We start from the raw sequence: 16,177 nt of genomic DNA, 5'->3' as shown, positions 1-16,177 counted from the left end.
CCCGTCGGAAATCCACCTCGCTTTGCTACAATCCGCCGCATGAGTTATCAAGTGCTCGCCCGCAAGTGGCGCCCTCGCGATTTCACCGCGCTCGTCGGTCAAGAGCACGTGGTGCGCGCGCTCACGCATGCGCTCGAACAGCAGCGTCTGCACCATGCCTACCTCTTCACGGGGACGCGTGGTGTCGGCAAGACCACGCTGTCGCGCATTCTCGCCAAATCGCTCAACTGCGTCGGTGCAGACGGGCAGGGCGGTATCACCGCGCAGCCGTGCGGCGTGTGCCGCGCCTGTACGGAGATCGATGCCGGGCGTTTTGTCGATTACATCGAGATGGACGCCGCGTCCAATCGCGGTGTCGACGAGATGGCTCAGCTGCTCGACCGCGCGGTCTATGCGCCGACGGTCGGCCGCTTCAAGGTCTACATGATCGACGAAGTGCACATGCTGACCAACCACGCCTTCAACGCGATGCTGAAGACGCTGGAAGAACCACCCGAGCACGTCAAGTTCATTCTCGCGACCACCGACCCGCAGAAGATTCCGGTGACAGTGCTGTCGCGCTGCCTGCAGTTCAACCTCAAGCAGATGCCGCCGGGGCACATCGTGTCGCACCTGGAGCACATCCTCGGTGAAGAGCACATCGTCCACGAAGCGAATGCGCTGCGCCTGCTGGCTGCCGCTGCGCAGGGGTCGATGCGTGATGCGCTGTCGCTCACGGATCAGGCCATCGCCTACAGCGCCGGCGAAGTGAGCGAAGCTGCCGTGCGCGGCATGCTCGGTGCGATTGACCAGAGCTACCTCGTGCGCCTGCTCGATGCGCTGGCCGACGAGAACGGCGCAGGACTCGTCGAGATTGCTGATGAGATGGCGGGGCGCAGCCTGAGCTTCTCGGGCGCGTTGCAGGATCTGGCGTCGTTGCTGCAGAAGATTGCGCTGGCGCAGGTCGTGCCGGGTGCCGTGCAGGACGATTGGCCCGAAGCTGATGATGTGCGCCGACTGGCCGAGCGCTTCGACGCGCAGTCGGTGCAACTGTTCTATCAGTTCGCCAACCTTGGTCGCAATGAGCTGGCCTTGGCACCTGACGAATACGCCGGCTTCACGATGACGCTGCTGCGCATGCTGGCGTTCCAGCCTGGGCAGTCGGGTGGGGACGCGACGCCGCCCTCGGGTGGCGGCGGCAAGCGGGTAGTGTCATCGCCGGCGGCGAGTGTGCCGGGTGCATCCCCGCGTCCGACCATGGCGGCGAGTGCGCCGGCAGTAGCGCCGGTTGCGCAGGCGACGCCTGCGGCGCGTCCGGAGCCGGTGGTTGAGGCGCCGCGCGCAACGTATCAAGTGTCCCCGCCTGCGCCTGCAGCAGTGGCGCCAGCGGTTGAAACGCCGGCTGCGGCGCCCACCAGTGCACCAGCGCGCCGTTCGCCGGCCATGGAGGCACTGGCTGCCGCCCGTCAGGCATCGAGCCGCGGTCGCGGCGGCGTCTCGGCACCGGCTGCGACGCCAGTGGCCGCTCCTGCGCCAGTCGTACGCCCTGTTGCTGCTGCGGGGCCGCGCCCGAATCCGGTGGCTGCCCCTGCGTCGCCACCGCCGCGCCGAGAGCCGCCAGCTGCATCGGCCTCATCATCTGATGATGGCCCACCGCCATGGGATGAAATGCCCGGCGAGTTTGCCTCGCCGTCGCTGGAAGAGATTGATGCCGCGTTCGCGGGCTGGGATTCGGCCTCGAGCGCGCGTCCTGATGCTTCCACACCAGTGGCTCGTTCTGCGCCGGTCGAATCACCCACTGCCGCACCAGTACCGGTGCAAGCCAAGCCCGTTGCGCTGGAGCCCGTGGCGGCCGCCACGCCCCCCGACCTGAGTGCAAGTAGCCTCACCACGTTTGATGGTGACTGGCCCAAGCTTGCGGCTGGCCTGCCAATGCGTGGTCTGGCTCAGCAGCTTGCGCACCAGAGTGAACTGGTGGCAGTGGAGGGCGTCACCGTGCGTTTGCGCGTGCCGCTGCCGGCGTTGACCGAAGCTGGTGTCGTGGAGCGGCTGGAAGCCGCACTGACGGAGCACTTCGGCACGCCGATACGCGTGGCGTGTGACATCGGTGCTGCTCGAGCGACAGCCGCTGCTGCCGATGCTGAGCTGCGCGCCCAACGCCAGCGCGACGCTGAAGACGCCATCGCTGCCAACCCGTTCGTGCAAGCGCTGGTGCGGGACTTTGCCGCGCAGGTCGTCCCGGGTTCGATCCAGCCGCACGCACACTGAACACGCATTCCCAAACTGAACACCGGCGCGCCCAATCAAGCGGTGCGCCTCGTATGACCCATTGCAAGGAGCAACGACCATGATGAAAGGCCAGATCGCTGGGCTGATGAAGCAAGCCCAGCAAATGCAGGAAAACATGAAGAAGGCGCAGGAAGCGCTTGCCCTGATCGAGGTGGAAGGCGTGTCTGGCGCTGGCCTCGTGAAGGTGGTGATGACCTGCAAGAATGACGTGAAGCGCGTGTCGATCGACCCGAGCCTGGTGGCCGAAGGCGAAGACAAGGAACTGCTGGAAGATCTGGTCGCCGCTGCGTTCAACGACGCCGTGCGCAAGGCCGAGGCCACCACGCAAGAGAAGATGGGCTCGCTCACGTCGGGTCTGGGTGGCATGGCAAGCATGCTGCCGCCGGGCTTCAAGCTGCCGTTCTAAGGTCACGCCCTAAAGGTTACGCTGATTAGGATCGCGCCATGGTGCTGGAATCTGCGCTGCTGCACGTCAAGCCCGGCCAGGAAGCCGCCTTCGAGGCGGCTTTTGGCGAGGCCCGTCACATCATCGGTGCAATGCAGGGCTTTATTTCGCTGACGCTGTCACGCTGCGTGGAAAAGCCTGGCGACTACCTGTTGCTGGTGCAGTGGCAGACGCTGGAAGACCACACCGTGGGTTTCCGGCAGTCGGCCGAGTACCAGCGCTGGCGCGCACTGCTGCATCACTTCTACGATCCGATGCCGGAAGTGCTGCACCATACGCTGGTTTGGGAGCAGGCATGACGCGCGGCGGTTCGGGCACGCCATCGGCGCTGCAGATGCTGGTCGAGGCCCTGCGCGTACTGCCGGGCGTCGGTCCGAAGTCTGCGCAGCGCATGGCGTACTACCTGCTGCAGCATGATCGTGATGGTGCGGAGCGCCTGGCGCAGGCGCTGAGGGAGGCCACCGAATCGATCCAACACTGCAGCCGCTGCAACACCTTTACCGAGCAGGAAGTCTGCGAAACCTGCCTGGATTCGCGCCGTGATGCGTCTGTGCTATGCGTGGTGGAAACACCCGCCGATCAGATGATGATTGAGCAGACACTCACGTATCGCGGCCAATACTTCGTGCTGATGGGGCGGCTCTCGCCGCTGGACAACATCGGCCCGAAGGAGATCCACCTCGAACGCCTGCTGGCCCGCGCGACTGATCCTGCACTGGGCGGGCCGTGCACCGAGGTTATCCTCGCCACCAACTTCACCAGTGAAGGCGAGGCCACCGCACACTACATCGGCGAGATGCTCAAGGCGCGCGGCATCAAGGCGACGCGTCTGGCGCGTGGCGTGCCGGTGGGTGGCGAGCTGGAATATGTCGACGCGGGCACCATCGCCCGCGCGGTGCTGGATCGGCGCCAGCTCTGATCTTCCGAACTTCCGAGGCGCTTCTTAAAACTCAGCGTGGATGCGCGCACCCACGATGGACACCGGGCCGCGATCCCGGTTGTACGCGGGGTGGACGACGTACTGATAGTTCAAGCCCAGCGTTAAGTGCTTTACGACTGCCCAGTTGTAGTACAGCTCGGCGATGCGCTCGGTGCCGTAGTTCAATGCGCCATCGCCGATCAGCACACCCATGCCGCCAGCCGCAAAGTATTGGCGTGCCGCGCCTGACAAGCCATTCACCACCACAGCCGCGCCAAACGTGTCGTTCGGGCGCCCCCAACGCGTGCCTTTGAGCGAGAGCCCGGCCGACACCGACTGGTTGATGTCGGTGAATTCGAACGTCTCCTTGCTGCCGTCGTTCATGCTGGCGCGGGCGAAGACCCCTACGTCATCAGTGACCTCTTGCTCCAGGTTCACCGCAATGCCGGGGCGCCAGGCGAGTCGCCGCACGAGGCCGGTGTCCGGTGTGGTGCCGGTCTGTTGGGCCAGGTTCACTGCATCGCCGTAGCCGCCCATCTTGCCGCGCGAGGCGAACGCCAGCAGCTTGACTTTGCCGGGGCGGCCGAACCAGTTCTGGCGCGCTTCAAATTCCCCCACCCACTGGTATTGCTTCCATGTGGTGTCGATGGTGATGCTGTTGGGCACGTTCGACAGTGCGAACAAGCCGCCGCGCAGCGTCCACCACGATTGCGTCCACTCCACCGCCAAGCCGTGCGTGTAACCCCAGGCGTCGGCCGCGTAGTCAAATGCGCCTGCATCGACCACCGACCAATTCAGGAAGTCACCGCGCGGGTCGTGCGCATAGGTGTTCGTATCAAAGATGTCGACCACCGAGAACTTGCCGACGGTGATGGTCAGGTTGTTGGCCGAATGGCTGCCGGCAAGCTGGTTGGGCCCGCTCTCTACTGCCTGTTGCTCGCCACCCAAATCGATGACTTGTCGCAGGAACAGGCGCGGCAGCTTGCGATACGGGGTGTTGTTGCCAACTTTGTAGGCTTCCGCACTGGAGAAGCCGGCCAGCCCGACCGTGTTGTTCAGGCCGAAACCCTGGTCGACTTCGGGGTTGGCGTACAGCTCTGCGCCTTTCCATAGACGCACGCCAAGATAAAGCGTGATGTCGGCCGTCTCTTTGTTATTGGTCTCTGGTGTCAGGCTGTTTGTGCCGCTATACGGCGCGTGGAACGACGGGTGCCATTGCGTCACATTGGTGAACTGCCCGTGAATGTTCCAGCGTTCGGGCTCTGGGATGTCCGCAGGCGGGGTGTCGGCATCTGCTGCCAGGGCAATCCCCTGCAGGCCCAGCGTTAGCATGACGGCCATCAGGGCCTGCCGGGCGGTGCCGGCACGCTTGGTACGGTGAAAAAAAGACCGGGGTGCGAGGCGAAGAGGCGAGGATGGCATGGGCGCAACGTAGAGGGCAGCCGCTAGAATTCCAGGGTTGTGCGCTCGGAATAGGCAAAAACCCGGCGATAGTAAACGCCGTGTCATGACCAACCGGTGAAAACCGCGCCGTTTGCACGAACCTGTCGCATTTCTCCAACTCCGCCAGATGGCTTCACGATGAACCTTGCCCGCTTCGATCTCGTCACCCTCGGCCTGTTTGTGGCGGTGGCCCGGCTGGGCAGCATTTCTGCTGGGGCGCGGCAATCACACCTGGCCGTGGCCGCGGCAAGCAAGCGGATTTCCGACCTAGAGGCCGCAGTGGGCGCGCCGCTGCTGTATCGCCATGCCGCTGGCGTGGAGCTGACCGAGGCTGGCCAGGCATGCTTTCGCCATGCCGTGGGCATTCTGCAAGACGTCGAACGCATGGCCGGCGCGCTGTCGGACTTTGCCGCCGGCACACGCGGGCAGGTGCGTGTGTGGGCCAATACCTCGTCGATCACGCAGTTCCTGGCCGATGACCTGGCTGCTTTCATGCTGGCCAATCCGGCCATCCGCATCGCGCTGGAGGAGCAGGACAGTGGCGATATCGTCGCCGCGCTGCGCGAGAACCGTGCGGACCTCGGCATCTTCGCCGCCGGCACGCCATGCGATGGGTTGCAATCGTTTGACTACCGCGAGGACGATCTCGCCCTTGTCACACCGCGCAACCACCCGCTGGCAGGCCGCAAGCAGGTGAGTTTTGCCGATGCGGTGGAGTTCGATTTCGTCAGCCTGCCGCCGGGCACGTCGCTGGCCGCGCAACTGCTGGAAGAGAGCCAGCGCCTGGGCAAGCCGCTGCGCTTGCGCATTCAGGTGCGCAGCTTCGAGGCGGTCTGCCGCATGGTGGCCTCGGGTCTGGGCGTGGGGGTGCTGCCGCGTATTGCTGCACAAGGACATGTGTCGGGCCTGCCGGGTGCGGGCCTCGCATTGGTGCCGCTGCAAGACGAGTGGGCACATCGCCGTCTGCTGGTGGGCGTGCGCGATCCGGATGCACTCACCAGTTCTGCGCGCCTGTTGATGACGCATCTACTCGGCAATCCTGCCGCACTCTGAGAACCTGTTCATGATCCTACTGCGCAACCCGATCTTGGCACTGCGATGCTCGCCGTACTCTTGTACGGCTGCGCTTCTCCTGCCAACCTCGGGCCACTCGCTACGGATCGTGAACAGGTTCTGAATTCAACGTTCTCTATACGACCATGCCGACACAGGTTTTGCAGAACATCCGCGTGCTCGAACTCGGGCAATTGATTGCCGGGCCGTTTGCCGCCAAGACGCTCGCCGATTTCGGCGCGCAGGTCATCAAGATCGAGCCGCCGGGTCAGGGCGATCCGCTGCGCAAATGGCGGATGCTGCATGAAGGCACCTCGGTCTGGTGGGAGGCGCAGTCGCGCAACAAGCAGTCTGTCTGCGTGGATTTGCGTGTGCCCGAGGGCCAGGAGGTGGTGCGCAAGCTGGCCGCCGAGGCAGACGTGCTCATTGAAAATTTCCGCCCCGGCACGATGGAGAAGTGGGGTCTGTCGTACGAGGCGCTGTCGGCCATCAACCCGAAGCTGATCATGCTGCGCGTATCGGGCTACGGTCAGACTGGCCCCAAGCGCGACGAGCCGGGCTTTGCAGCGATTGCCGAGGCGATGGCAGGCCTGCGCTACCTGACCGGTGAGCCGGGGCGCCCGCCTGCGCGCGCTGGGCTGTCGCTGGGCGACACGATTGCCGGGTTGCACGGCGCGCTGGGCGTGCTGCTCGCGCTCTATGAACGCGACGCGCGCGGCGGCAAGGGGCAGGTGATCGACGTAGCCTTGTATGAGTCGGTCTTCAACCTGACGGAGAGTCTGCTGCCGGAGTACTCGGTATTCGGCGCCATTCGCCATCCGGCAGGCGGGGCATTGCCTGGCATTGCGCCGTCCAATGCCTATCGCTGTGCGGGCGGCGAGTACGTCTTGATCGCCGCGAACGGTGACAACATCTTCCGCCGCCTGATGCAGCGCATGGGCCGACCAGACCTCGCCGATGATCCAGGGCTTGCGCGCAACGATGGCCGCGCCGCCCGCGTCGACGAGATCGATGCCGCCATCAACGCGTGGACGGGCGCGCTTCCCATTGCAGAGGTTTTGGCTGCGCTGCAAGAGGCCGAGGTGCCCAGCGGGCCGATCTACACCATCGCCGACATTGCTGCCGACCCGCACTATCGCGCGCGAGGTGTCATTGAGACCGTGCGCGCGCAGTCGGGCATCGACGTCGAAATGCCGGGCGTGGTACCCAAGCTTTCCGGCACACCCGGTGCGGTACAGGCCAGCGCTCCGCGCCTGGGTCAGCACACACGCGACGTGCTGCGCAGCCATGGCCTGACCGACGCGCAGATCGATGCGTTGGCCGCACAAGGCGTGATTGCCGAGGCGGCAAGCTAAGGAGCTAGGACCATCCCGCATGTTGTGTGGCAAATCGTTGCGGTAATATCGCCGCCAAGGCAGTGAACGCTGGAGAACCTGTTCTCGGTTCGTAGCGAGCATCGCAGAGCCAAGATCGGGGCGCGCAGTAGGATCGTGGACAAGTTCGCAGAACAACGCATTCAGGAGACAAGCATGGGGACACGAGGCATCAGCCGCTGGGCAAAATGGATGGGCGCAGCGCTATGCGCGACGAGCCTGCTGGCAGCTAGCCCCGCCGTGCTGGCGCAGGGCAAGCCGGAGAAGAGCAAGGTGACCATCGCCGTGGGCGGCAAGGCCTTGTTCTACTACCTGCCGCTGACGATTGCCGAGCGCCTGGGCTACTTCAAGGACGAAGGCCTGGATGTCGAGATCGTCGACTTTGCTGGCGGTGCCAAGGCACTGCAGGCCGTGGTGGGCGGCAGCGCTGATGTGGTGAGCGGCGCCTACGAACACACGCTGGTGCTGCAGGCCAAGGGCCAGATGTACCAGGAGTTCGTGCTGCAAGGCCGCGCTCCGCAGATCGTGCTGGCGATCAACAACAAGACGATGCCCAACTACAAGTCGATCGCTGACCTGAAGGGCAAGAAGATCGGCGTGACGGCCCCGGGCTCGTCGACCAACATCATGGTCAACTACGTGCTGGCCCGCGCCGGCATCAAGCCGAACGAGGTGTCGATCATCGGTGTGGGCCCGAGCAACGGTGCCATTGCGGCCATCCGTGCGGGGCAGATCGACGCGCTGGCCAATCTGGACCCGGTCATGTCGATGCTCACGCAGAAGAACGAAGTGCGCGTCGTTTCCGACACCCGTACGCTGGCCGATACCAAGGCCGTCTTCGGGGGCAACATGCCGGCTGGCTGCCTGTACGCATCCACTGCGTTCATCCAGAAGAACCCAAACACGACACAAGCGCTGACCAACGCCATGGTGCGTGCGCTGAAGTGGCTGCAGAAGGCGGGCCCGTCGGACATCGTCAAGACCGTGCCGGAAGCCTACCTGCTGGGGGATCGCGCGCTGTATCTGGCGGCCTGGGACAAGGTGCGTGAGGCCATCTCGCCGGACGGTGCGATGCCGGCCGATGGCCCGACCACGGCACTGCGTACGCTGTCGGAGTTTGACGCGGAAGTGAAGGGCAAGCAGATCAAGTTGGACCAGACCTTCACCAACACCTTCGTGCAGAAGGCCAACGCGAAGTACCACTAAGTCCGGCAGACTTTCATCCTGCGCCCGGTCCAGCCGGGCGCATTGCTTTCTTGGTAGCCATCAGGCAGACACCATGACGACGCCCGCGCTTTCGTTCGACCAGATTACCTGTACCTTCCTCTCGCCTGACAAACCGGGCCAGCGCTACACCGCCGTGCAGAACACGACGCTGGATATCCAGGCCGGCGAGTTCGTCTCGGTGGTGGGCCCGACCGGCTGTGGCAAATCCACCTTGCTGAATCTGGCGGCGGGGCTGTTGCAGCCATCGTCGGGGCAGGTGCGCGTGTTCGGCGAACCGCTGGCCGGCATCAACCGCCGTGCCGGCTACATGTTCCAGGCTGAAGCGTTGATGCCGTGGCGCAGCGCGCTCGACAACGTGCTGGCCGGGCTGGAATTTCGCGGCACGCCCGACAAGGAGGCGCGCGAGCTGGCGATGTCGTGGCTGGCGCGCGTGGGCCTGACCGGGTTTGAAGATCGCTATCCGCATCAACTCTCCGGCGGCATGCGCAAGCGCGTGAGCCTGGCGCAAACGTTGGTGCTCGACCCCGACATCATCCTCATGGACGAGCCGTTTTCTGCGCTCGACATCCAGACGCGCCAGTTGATGGAGAACGAGGTGCTCGACCTCTGGGCTGCCAAGCGAAAGGCCGTGCTGTTCATCACACACGATCTGGACGAAGCCATTGCCATGAGCGACCGCGTGGTCGTGCTGTCAGCCGGCCCCGGCACGCACCCGATCGGCGAGTTCGTCATCGACCTGCCGCGCCCGCGCGATGTGGCCGAGATCCGTGATCAAGCCGGCTTCGTCAACCTGCACGCTCGCATCTGGGATGTGTTGCGCGAAGAAGTGCTCAAGGGTTACGCGCAACATCGCCGCGTGGCCTGAACCGAATTCGACTGATCTCTCTCATGGCTAATCGTCCGCTCTCTCCGTTCATGCTGCGCGCCTGGCAGCTTGGCCTCCTCGTCGTCACGCTGGGTGTTTGGCACTTCGCTACGCGCTCGCAAGACGTCGCATTTTTCTTCGGTGAACCGCTCATCGTTGCGCAGCGCATCTGGGCATGGTTCGTGACGGAAGGCGATATCTACCAGCACCTCGGCGTGACGCTGGCGGAAACCGTGCTGGCCTTCGTTATCGGCACGGTCACCGGACTGGGCGCTGGGCTGTGGCTGGCGCTGAGCCCTGCGGTGTCTGCGGTGCTCGACCCGTACATCAAGGCCGCCAACTCGATGCCACGCGTGATCCTGGCGCCGATCTTTGGCGTGTGGTTCGGGCTGGGGATCTGGTCGAAGGTTGCGCTGGCGGTCACGCTGGTGTTCTTCATCGTGTTCTTCAACGTCTACCAGGGCGTGAAAGAAGTGAGCCCCGTGGTGCTGTCCAATGCGCGCATGCTGGGGGCCTCGCAGCGACAGCTGTTGCGCTTCGTCTATCTGCCGAGCGCAACGAGCTGGGTGTTTTCGTCGCTGCATACGTCGGTGGGTCTGGCGTTTGTGGGGGCGGTGGTGGGCGAGTACCTTGGCTCTGCGCGCGGCGTCGGTTACCTGATTCTGCAGGCCGAGGGCACGTTCGACATCAACACCGTGTTTGCCGGCATTGTCGTGCTGACAGTGTTTGCACTGGTACTCGATTGGTTGGTCGGTCTGGTGGAAAAGCGTCTGATGCGCTGGCAGCCCAAGACTGGCGAGACCGAAAAGCTCTGAACACCCGAAGTAGGCTCACTGAAGGTCACAACAACCCTGCCATGAGCAGGGTTGTGCAACTAGACGGTCGGTCTACTACAATCCGATTCACCATGAGCAAGCACCCCGAACCCGTCACCGCTGAAGGCACCGAAGCCCGGCACGACACCCGCGACCGCATTCTGGACGCCGGTGCCGAGTTGATCCTCGGGCGCGGCTTCTCGGCCGTGGGGCTGGCGGAAATCCTTGGCCGTGCGCAGGTGCCCAAGGGGTCGTTCTATTACTACTTCGGCTCCAAGGAAGACTTTGGCGTTGCCATGCTGGAGCGGTATTTCCAGGATTACGACGCGGGTGTCGTCAGCCTGTTCAACGACACGCGCCTGACCGCACGCGAACGGCTGCTGCGTTACTTCACTGCCTGGATTGACCTGCACGAGCGCAGCGCATGCGAAGTCACCTGCCTGGCCGTCAAGTTGTCGGGCGAGGTGTCGGACTTGTCGGAACCGATGCGCAAGGTGTTGTCGACGGGGATGACGCGCATGGTGGATCGCATTGCCGGCGTGATCGAGGCGGGTGTCGCCGATGGTTCGCTCGCACCGGTGAGCGACGCACGCTATCTGGCTGAAGGTCTGTACGCCATGTGGATGGGCGGGGCGCTGCTGGCCAAGGCGCACCGGACTGTCGCGGCGTTCCGGAGCTGCGTGGCGCAAACCGAAATCTTGCTGGCCAAGCCAACACATTGATCGCAACCGAATCCATTGCCGGCGAGGCATGTTCCTCGCTTTTTCTTTGACTCCGGTTCTAGATGACCGGTCGAATAGTAATAAGCATTCTCTCTTTCTGGAGCTGATATGACCCAACAACTGTTGTCGCCTGTCCAGGTCGGTCGCACGACCCTCGCCAACCGCGTCGTCATGGCGCCGCTCACGCGTTCGCGCGCCGGCCAGCCCGGCGATGTGCCGACCGAGCTGAACGTGACCTACTACGCGCAGCGCGCGACGGCCGGCCTGATCGTGACGGAAGCCACGCAAATTTCCCGCCAGGGCCAGGGTTACGCTTGGACGCCGGGCATGTACACCGACGCACAGGAAGCCGGCTGGAAAGCCGTGGTGGATGCGGTGCATGCCAAGGGTGGCCGCATTTCGCAGCAGCTCTGGCACGTGGGCCGCATCTCGAACACGCTGCTGCAAGAAAACGGTCAGGCGCCAGTCGCGCCGTCGGCCATCGTCGCCAAGGGTGCGCAGAGCTTTGTTGTGCACCCTGACGGCACGCCGGGCAACGAGCCCACCAGCGAGCCGCGCGCACTGGCGACGGAAGAAATCCCGGGCGTCATCGCGCAGTACCGTCAGGCCGTGCTGCGTGCACGCCGTGCTGGCTTCGATTTCGTTGAAATCCACGCTGCCAATGGTTACCTGCTGCACCAGTTCCTTTCCACCAACAGTAATCAACGCACCGACCAGTACGGCGGCTCGCTGGAAAACCGCGCACGGCTGATTCTGGAAGTCGTCGATACGGCCATCGCTGAAATCGGCGCCGATCGCGTTGGCATTCGCCTGTCGCCGCATTTTGTTGCGCACGACATTGCAGATGCCGAAGCCGAGGCCAGCGCGCTGTATCTCGCGCGTGAGCTGACCAAGCGTGGCATCGCCTACCTGCACATCGCCGAGCCGGATTGGGCGGGTGGCCCGGAGCTGTCCACGGAATTCCGCCGCCAACTGCGCGATGCCTTCAAGGGCACGCTCATCGTCTGCGGCCAGTACAGCGCGGAAGAGGGTGAGCAGATGGTGGCTTCGGGTCTGGCCGATGCGGTGGCCTTTGGCCGTCCGTTTATCGCCAACCCGGATCTGGTGGCGCGCTTCCGTGCCGGTGCAACGCTCAACAAGCCGGATCGCAACACCTACTACGGTGGTCAGGAAAAGGGCTACACCGACTATCCGACGCTGGAAGAAGCGGCCTAATCAGTACGGGCTGTCCCAACAAAGAAGCCGCGCTGGCGATTGCCTAGCGCGGCTTTTCTATTTGGCGTGCGGGTAACGCTCAGGGTTGGATGACCACCTTGCCCGTCACCTTGCGTGCCGCCATGTCCAGCAGCGCCTGCGTGGTCTGTTCCAGCGGATAGCGCGCTGAAATATGCGGACGGATCTTGCCTTCTTTCATCCAGCCGATCATCTGCATCATGTTGGCCAGATTGGCCTTCGGCTCTCGGCGTGCGAATTCACCCCAGAACACGCCCACCAACGACGCGCCCTTGAGCAGCGCCAGGTTCAGCGGCATCTTGGGGATTTCACCGTTGGCAAAGCCCACCACCAGATAGCGGCCGCGCCAGGCGATCGAACGGAACGCCGGCTCTGCATAGATGCCGCCAACCGGGTCATAGATCAAGTCCGGGCCCTTGCCGTCCGTCAGTTCCTTGATGCGTTCGCGCAGGTCTTCGGTCGCGTAGTTGATCAGCGCATCGGCGCCGTGGTCCTTGCAGACAGCGAGCTTTTCATCGCTCGACGCAGCGGCAATCACGCGCGCGCCGATGGCCTTGCCGATTTCGATGGCCGCCAGCCCCACGCCGCCCGCCGCACCCAGCACCAGCATCGTTTCGCCCGCCTTCAGTTGGCCGCGATCGACCACCGCATGGTGCGACGTGCCGTAGGTGAGGGTGAACGCTGCTGCCGTATCAAACGCCATGCCCGGCGGCATCGGCATCACCACCTTGGCCGACGCTTTCACCTGCGAGGCAAATGCACCCTGGCCAAGGAACGCGATCACGTGGTCGCCCGCTTTCACATGCGACACACCATCGCCCACCGCGTTGACCACGCCCGCCACTTCCGAGCCCGGCGTGAACGGCAGCTCCGGCTTGAACTGGTATTTGTTCTGGATGATCAGCACGTCGGGAAAGTTCACCCCCGCGGCCTTCACGTCGATGACAACTTCGCCAGCGCCCGGCGAGAGGTCCGGCAGCGTTTCAATCACCAGCGATTCGGGCGGGCCCCAGGTCTTGCAGACGACGGCTTTCATGGTGTGTCTCCTGAACGGTCTTGCGTTGGATGATTCACGTGTCTCGCATGCTTCGTGCGCGATCTCGTCTGGCAGTGTAACCGAATAAAAGCACGGTCGTTCGATTTGATCGCGGGCCGTGCGGTGGGCAATCGGTTGGACGATATATCGATCGGTTTTTGTAAGCGTGTACTACGTGCTCGTGAGCACGATTCGTTAACGTTGCTCGGTTACAATCCGCGCCATGCATATTCTTATCGCCAACGACGACGGATACCTCGCGCCGGGTCTCGCCGCGCTGCACCGTGCGCTCAGCCCCTTGGGCCGCGTGACGGTGGTGGCGCCGGAGCAGAATCACAGCGGTGCATCCAACTCGCTCACGCTCCAGCGTCCGCTATCGGTGTTTGAAGCAACGGATGGTGCCCAGAAGGGTTTCCGCTTCGTCAACGGCACCCCGACGGACTGCGTCCATATCGCCCTGACCGGCATGATCGAAGAGAAGCCCGACCTGGTCGTCTCTGGTATCAACCAGGGTCAGAACATGGGTGAGGACGTGCTGTATTCCGGCACTGTCGCTGCCGCCATCGAGGGCTATCTGTTCGGTATTCCGTCGATCGCGTTTTCGCAGGTCGATAAGGGCTGGACACACCTCGATGCTGCCGAGCGCGTCGTCCGCGAGGTGGTCGAGCGCTACCTGTCCGATCCGCTCGAGGGGCAGATGCTCCTGAATGTGAACATTCCGAATCTGCCATACAGCGAACTTGGTGGCTGGCGTGCCACGCGTTTGGGCAAGCGGCACCAGTCACAGCCGGTGATCCGCCAGGCCAACCCGCGCGGCGAACCGATCTTCTGGGTCGGCGCCGCCGGCGACGCCAAGGACGCCAGCGAAGGCACCGATTTCCATGCGGTCGCGCACGGCTTTGTCTCGCTGACGCCGCTGCAGCTCGATCTGACCGACACGGCGCAACTGCGCACCGTGCGCCGCTGGCAGACGCCATGATCGCCACGGTGGCCCATGTCTGAACATTCGCGCGGCCGGCGCTTTCCTCTGACGCTTGACGCGGTGGTCGAGCGCAAGCCGGTGGAGCGCCAGCGCGAGACGCGCATCTCGTCCGGTGTGAGTGCCGTTTCCCGGCCGACGCCAGCGCGTGCGGCGTCGGTCGAGCGCGTGCAGCCCGCGTCGGCTCCAGCGCCTGCCCCGCAGCGAGTGGCGGGCGTTGACGCTGCGGTCGGTGCCGTTGCGGCGAGTGCCGTACAGGCGCGTACGGCCGCTGCGCATGCGGCAGCCGGCGGCATGGCATCGGATCGCGCGCGCCAGGCATTGGTTGGCCGCGTGCAAGCCGCGGGTGTGAGCGATAAGCGCGTGCTGGCCGCGATTGGCTCGGTGCCACGCCATCTATTCGTGGATGCTGGCTTGGCCTCGCAGGCCTATGAAGATTCCGCGCTGCCAATAGGTCATCAGCAAACGATCTCGAAGCCCTCGGTGGTCGGCCGGATGATCGAGTTGTTGCTGCGCGAGCGTCCCGCGCGTGCGCAAAGCTTGCCGCTTGCGCGCGTGCTCGAAATTGGAACTGGCTGCGGCTATCAGGCCGCCGTGCTGTCGCAGGTGGCCGACGAGGTGTATTCGATCGAACGCATCCGCCCGCTGCATGAGAAAGCCAAAGCGAACTTGCGGCCACTCCGCGTGCCAAACATCCGCCTGCATTACGGCGACGGCATGCTGGGGTTGCCGAAAGCAGCACCGTTCGACGCCATCATCCTGGCTGCAGCCGGAATGGAGGTGCCGCAGGCGCTGCTCGACCAGCTCGCCGTTGGCGGTCGCTTGATCGCCCCGGTGGCGATTGACCGCAATAGCAGTGGCTCGGGCCCGGCGCAGCAGTTAGTGCTGATCGAGCGCCGCAGCCGCTTCCAGTTTCACAGTACCGCGCTTGAAGGCGTTTTCTTTGTCCCTTTAAAATCAGGAACTGTTTAGCATGTTCATTTCCCGGAGTTCCATGAACCCTCCAAGCCCCGCACGCACCGGCCGGCTTGCCGTGGCGATGGTGTCGGCCGCACTGCTGGCGGCTTGCGCATCCTCCGGCAACCAGGCACCCGTTCTCGACCGCACCTCGCGTGCCGGTACCACCTCCGCTGCCTCACAAGAGCCGCCGCCCCCCGGCTACTATCGAGTCAAGCGCGGCGATACGCTGTACAGCATCGCTCTGCGCAACGGCCAGGCACCGCGTGATCTCGTGGCGTGGAACAACATCCCGAATGCGAATCAGATCGAAGTCGATCAATTGATACGCGTCGTACCGCCGAACGCGGATGTCAGTAGCAGCGGCGCGGTTGTTACGCCGGTCCGCCCGGGCAACACGAGCGCACAGCCGGTCGATTCCACGCCTGCAACGTCACCCACATCCACGTCCAGCGCCTCTGCCGGGGCAAGCGATAGCGCAATCGCACTGGCCTGGCCGGCGCGTGGCGCGCTCCTCAATCGCTTCGATGACAAGGCCAACAAGGGCATCGACATCGGTGGCAAACGTGGTGACGCCGTGGTCGCTGCAGATGACGGAAAAGTGATCCACGTCGGACCCTTGCGTGGGTACGGGAATCTTGTCATCATCAAGCACAACGACACGTTCCTGACCGCCTACGGCAACAACGACAAGGTTCTGGTCACCGAGCAATCCACGGTCAAGAAAGGGCAGAAGATCGCAGAAATGGGCAGTACCGATGCGGATCGCGTGAAGCTTCACTTCGAAGTGCGCCGCAACGGTAAGCCGGTCGATCCGATGCGCTTCCTGCCGCCTCAATAGA

16 protein-coding genes are annotated in these 16,177 nt (G+C 64.0%); 14 read left to right on the top strand and 2 right to left on the bottom strand.

Features of this window, described 5'->3' with window-relative positions; genetic code table 11:
* Nucleotides 1–39: 39 nt before the first annotated feature.
* The 4 genes from F7R11_RS12340 to recR all read left to right on the top strand — a co-directional run bounded on the left by F7R11_RS12340 (nucleotide 40) and on the right by recR (nucleotide 3,632).
* Complete coding sequence (locus tag F7R11_RS12340) at nucleotides 40–2,247, top strand: DNA polymerase III subunit gamma/tau (RefSeq protein ID WP_064803865.1); 2,208 nt, start codon at nucleotides 40–42, stop codon at nucleotides 2,245–2,247.
* A gap of 79 nt (nucleotides 2,248–2,326) precedes the next feature.
* Nucleotides 2,327–2,674 carry a YbaB/EbfC family nucleoid-associated protein gene (locus tag F7R11_RS12335; protein WP_021194169.1) on the top strand — a complete coding sequence of 116 codons (348 nt, stop codon included), beginning with the start codon at nucleotides 2,327–2,329 and terminating at the stop codon, nucleotides 2,672–2,674.
* A 38-nt stretch (nucleotides 2,675–2,712) separates the two neighbouring features.
* A complete protein-coding gene (locus tag F7R11_RS12330) occupies nucleotides 2,713–3,012 on the top strand; it encodes an antibiotic biosynthesis monooxygenase family protein (RefSeq protein WP_021194170.1) in 300 nt (99 codons plus the stop codon).
* Nucleotides 3,009–3,632, top strand: a complete 624-nt coding sequence (recR, locus tag F7R11_RS12325) for a recombination mediator RecR (protein ID WP_064803863.1) — start codon at nucleotides 3,009–3,011, stop codon at nucleotides 3,630–3,632. The genes F7R11_RS12330 and recR overlap by 4 nt, the downstream gene beginning before the upstream one ends.
* A gap of 24 nt (nucleotides 3,633–3,656) precedes the next feature.
* On the opposite strand, the gene F7R11_RS12320 is transcribed toward recR, so the two are convergent.
* Nucleotides 3,657–4,973 carry a carbohydrate porin gene (locus F7R11_RS12320; protein WP_021194172.1) on the bottom strand — a complete coding sequence of 439 codons (1,317 nt, stop codon included), beginning with the start codon at nucleotides 4,971–4,973 and terminating at the stop codon, nucleotides 3,657–3,659.
* Nucleotides 4,974–5,213: 240 nt separating this feature from the next.
* Here F7R11_RS12320 and F7R11_RS12315 point away from each other — a divergent pair, with 240 nt between their 5' ends.
* From F7R11_RS12315 to F7R11_RS12285, 7 genes are all read left to right on the top strand, one after another.
* Nucleotides 5,214–6,128 carry a LysR family transcriptional regulator gene (locus F7R11_RS12315; RefSeq protein ID WP_064803858.1) on the top strand — a complete coding sequence of 305 codons (915 nt, stop codon included), beginning with the start codon at nucleotides 5,214–5,216 and terminating at the stop codon, nucleotides 6,126–6,128.
* A gap of 146 nt (nucleotides 6,129–6,274) precedes the next feature.
* On the top strand, nucleotides 6,275–7,483 hold the full coding sequence (locus F7R11_RS12310; RefSeq protein WP_021194174.1) for a CaiB/BaiF CoA transferase family protein: 1,209 nt from the start codon (nucleotides 6,275–6,277) through the stop codon (nucleotides 7,481–7,483).
* Nucleotides 7,484–7,657: 174 nt separating this feature from the next.
* A complete protein-coding gene (locus F7R11_RS12305; protein WP_104577600.1) occupies nucleotides 7,658–8,707 on the top strand; it encodes an ABC transporter substrate-binding protein in 1,050 nt (349 codons plus the stop codon).
* Nucleotides 8,708–8,780: 73 nt separating this feature from the next.
* Complete coding sequence (locus tag F7R11_RS12300) at nucleotides 8,781–9,593, top strand: ABC transporter ATP-binding protein (RefSeq protein ID WP_064803855.1); 813 nt, start codon at nucleotides 8,781–8,783, stop codon at nucleotides 9,591–9,593.
* Nucleotides 9,594–9,616: 23 nt separating this feature from the next.
* Nucleotides 9,617–10,408 carry an ABC transporter permease gene (locus tag F7R11_RS12295; protein ID WP_064803853.1) on the top strand — a complete coding sequence of 264 codons (792 nt, stop codon included), beginning with the start codon at nucleotides 9,617–9,619 and terminating at the stop codon, nucleotides 10,406–10,408.
* Nucleotides 10,409–10,500: 92 nt separating this feature from the next.
* On the top strand, nucleotides 10,501–11,130 hold the full coding sequence (locus tag F7R11_RS12290; RefSeq protein ID WP_064803851.1) for a TetR/AcrR family transcriptional regulator: 630 nt from the start codon (nucleotides 10,501–10,503) through the stop codon (nucleotides 11,128–11,130).
* 108 nt (nucleotides 11,131–11,238) lie between these two features.
* Nucleotides 11,239–12,345 carry an alkene reductase gene (locus F7R11_RS12285; RefSeq protein WP_064803849.1) on the top strand — a complete coding sequence of 369 codons (1,107 nt, stop codon included), beginning with the start codon at nucleotides 11,239–11,241 and terminating at the stop codon, nucleotides 12,343–12,345.
* 79 nt (nucleotides 12,346–12,424) lie between these two features.
* Here F7R11_RS12285 and F7R11_RS12280 read toward each other — a convergent pair whose 3' ends face one another.
* Complete coding sequence (locus F7R11_RS12280; protein WP_064803847.1) at nucleotides 12,425–13,399, bottom strand: NADPH:quinone oxidoreductase family protein; 975 nt, start codon at nucleotides 13,397–13,399, stop codon at nucleotides 12,425–12,427.
* Nucleotides 13,400–13,622: 223 nt separating this feature from the next.
* Here F7R11_RS12280 and surE point away from each other — a divergent pair, with 223 nt between their 5' ends.
* From surE to F7R11_RS12265, 3 genes are read left to right on the top strand one after another with little or no spacing between them, the layout of a single operon-like run.
* A complete protein-coding gene (gene surE, locus F7R11_RS12275) occupies nucleotides 13,623–14,378 on the top strand; it encodes a 5'/3'-nucleotidase SurE (RefSeq protein WP_021194180.1) in 756 nt (251 codons plus the stop codon).
* 15 nt (nucleotides 14,379–14,393) lie between these two features.
* Entirely contained in the window at nucleotides 14,394–15,350 is a 957-nt protein-coding gene (locus F7R11_RS12270; protein ID WP_048934274.1) for a protein-L-isoaspartate(D-aspartate) O-methyltransferase, read from the top strand.
* 1 nt (nucleotide 15,351) lies between these two features.
* Nucleotides 15,352–16,176, top strand: coding sequence for a peptidoglycan DD-metalloendopeptidase family protein (locus F7R11_RS12265; RefSeq protein WP_064803845.1), 825 nt, complete (start codon nucleotides 15,352–15,354; stop codon nucleotides 16,174–16,176).
* Nucleotide 16,177: the final 1 nt, after the last annotated feature.

The sequence above is a fragment of the Ralstonia insidiosa genome, assembly GCF_008801405.1.
GTDB lineage: Bacteria > Pseudomonadota > Gammaproteobacteria > Burkholderiales > Burkholderiaceae > Ralstonia > Ralstonia insidiosa.
This window is presented reverse-complemented; position numbering and strand designations above follow the sequence as displayed.